This is a genomic window from Legionella tunisiensis, from assembly GCF_000308315.1.
Taxonomy (GTDB): Bacteria; Pseudomonadota; Gammaproteobacteria; order Legionellales; family Legionellaceae; genus Tatlockia; species Tatlockia tunisiensis.
This window is the reverse complement of sequence record NZ_CALJ01000229.1, coordinates 1-2914: the sequence shown is the minus strand read 5'-3', so window position 1 is coordinate 2914 and position 2914 is coordinate 1. Positions and strand designations below refer to the sequence as shown.

The following is a 2914-nucleotide window of genomic DNA, read 5'->3' as shown; positions in this document are numbered from 1 at the left end:
CATCGACGGGGAAATTATCGGTTCTACGTCGTCAACGGAAGCGGGTGTCACTGGGGCAAATACCGTGTTTTCACTGGCAGTGAATGCGGGTACCGGGGATGTGACCCTCACGCAATGGCTGGCAATCGATCATGGCTTGCCTGGTTCCAGTGCGAACTATGAGTCCCAGGAAATCAGTTTAAATACAGGCTTGGTGGGATTAACCGGTACAGCCACGATCACCGATGGTGATGGCGATACCAATACGGATTCCAAGGTGGTTGATTTAGGGGGCAATGTTGTTTTTGACGACGACGGTCCAAACATTGCTGTGGCAGCAACGGATAACAACACGATTTTATTGAATACCCAGGATGCGCAAACAGTCGGTACAGCATTTGATGTGGCTACGGCATCCTTTGCTGCCGCCTTTAATGCAACCTCTAATTATGGTGCGGATGGGTCTGGTTCTGTGGCATGGACTTATGGCCTTGATTTACTGGCAGCTTCTGGGGTTGATTCCGGTTTAAAATCCGATGGTCAGGCGATTCATCTCTACAACATCGACGGGGAAATTATCGGTTCTACGTCGTCAACGGAAGCGGGTGTCACTGGGGCAAATACCGTGTTTTCACTAGGGGTTAACTCTGGTAGTGGTTTAGTGACACTTACACAACAACGTGAAATCGATCACGACTTACCGGGTACAAACGCTAATTACGCTGCCCAGCAAATTTGGTTAAACAATGGGCTAGTTGGATTATTAGCTACGGCAACCATTACCGACGGAGATGGCGATACCAGCACATCCTCTAAGGTGCTCGATTTGGGAGGTAATATTGGTTTTGATGATGATGGTCCAGTGGCCTTTGATAATCTAAATAACGTTAATGAAGCAAATTTTGTCAATGGTAATGTAATCTCAAATCCTAGTCCGAATGGGCAAATCGATTCTTATGGTGCTGATGGTGAAGCAGATCCGAAAGTAGTTTCCCTAGAGCATAATGGGGTTACTTATTTAGCTGAGGATGCTGCGATTGATGCCAATGGTCATCGCTTTGTTCTTATTGAAGACACACAATTCCATGGAAGTCTAAGATTCGATTTTACTAATGGTGATTACACTTATACATCCTATGAAACATTGGAAGATAATACTGAACAATTTGTTTATACCATTCGTGATGGCGATGGTGATTATAGTTCGGCTAATTTAGTTATTAATACTCATGATACCTCTCCTCCCGTACTTATAGTAGGGACAAATACGAATGATAGTGGAAATAGTTTACCCAATTATGAAGTTGGTAGTGGGCAAGGCACAATATCTGGCGATGGAAGAGTCGATATTTTAGTGGGAGATGTTGGCGGTGTAGAAGTTGTAGGGAAGGTAGCCAATTTAGCCTTTATCCTTGATACATCCGGCAGTATGGGTGAAATCTTTGGTAATAATCAATCCCGTTTAACTGTCATGAAAAATTTAGTAGCTAATTTGTTAAATCAACTATCAGATACAGAGAATGCTACAATTAATGTTCATTTAACCTCCTTTAGTACAGTTGTAAATAATCAGGCCACTTTTGATATTAGTACGGCTGCTGGTTTGTCAGGCGCTCTTAATTTTATTGCGGGTCTGCAAGCAACAGGAGGTACTAACTACGAAGCAGCTTTAGGGGCAACTCATCAGTGGTTTAGCACCTCAGCCGAAGCAGCGGATATCCAACAAACCATCTTTTTAACTGATGGTTTACCCACATTCTATATGGATGGTGACTCCACAAATTATACGAATCAAAATTCTGTTATGGGTCATGGCTCTTTAACAGAAGAAGTGCTTATTAGAAATTTATATGGTACTGAAGCAGGTGGTGCGACAACACGTGATTTTAATAATCTAATCTCAGAATCTAACTCACGGGATCTTGATGGTTCACGGCAATACCGAGTGGATAACGATAGTGATGGTGATTTTGAAACATTGAATGTTACTAGTACTACGTTTTCTAGCGGCGGCTCTAATGACTACGTAAGAAGTATTGCTGATACCTTTAATGAGGTGGATGCGCTACAAAGTCATGGAATATTACGCGCAGTATCCATTGATAATGCTGCCGCTACCAGTTACCTGAATAGCATTGACAGTACGGGAACGGCTTTTAATGCCAATTCACCCGCTATCTTAAACGATATTTTAGCGCAATTAAATCCATTTACTACCTTAAATGCGGCTGGTAGCGACCATATTCTAGGCTATGGTGATAATGACCTGATTTTTGGTGATGAGTTTTTACCGATAAACTGGCAAGCGATAAGGGACTTGATTTACCACTAGGTTCAGGGTGGGCAGTTTTTGATGAGTTGGAAAGCAATGCACAATACAACTGGACTCGATCTGATACGCTGGATTATATCAATAATCATACTCATGAATTAGCTCAGGAAACAGTGTTAGCGAATGGTAATACAAGGTCTGGAGGGCATGATATTCTTGAGGGTGGCTCCGGAAATGACAAAATCTTCGGGCAAGAAGGAAATGATACCATTTATGCTGGTAAGGGAGCTGATATTGTTGATGGAGGATCTGGAAACAACACTATCGATCTGGGATTTGATACGGATCAAGATACTTTATTACTTAATCTTGAAACACTAAAAGGCAATAATACGATTCATAATTTCAATCGGGCGCAGGATATGCTTAAATTTGAAAGTGTAATCAATGTTGAGGATGTTAATGATCTGGACAATTTACTGGATCAACAAAATCCATTTTCTAACAGTAATAATGGGCAAGATTTAAATGTGAACTTTGCCAATGGCGCGACGCTTACTTTTGTTGGGCTTAATGTGGATGCAACGACAATTCATTCAATCCAGGATATTACCCCTCAAGTTCCAGTGGTTGTGGTCAATGAAATAGGCATGTAAGTGACAG

At 41.9% G+C, this 2914-nt stretch carries 2 protein-coding genes; both read left to right on the top strand.

What is annotated here, in order from left to right:
• The coding region (locus BN58_RS13710) for a DUF5801 repeats-in-toxin domain-containing protein (RefSeq protein WP_019217323.1) at positions 1-2311 on the top strand (2311 nt) is incomplete at its 5' end.
• Between the two features lie 26 nt (positions 2312-2337).
• On the top strand, positions 2338-2907 hold the full coding sequence (locus BN58_RS13705; protein WP_019217322.1) for a hypothetical protein: 570 nt from the start codon (positions 2338-2340) through the stop codon (positions 2905-2907).
• The last annotated feature ends 7 nt before the right edge of the window (positions 2908-2914 follow it).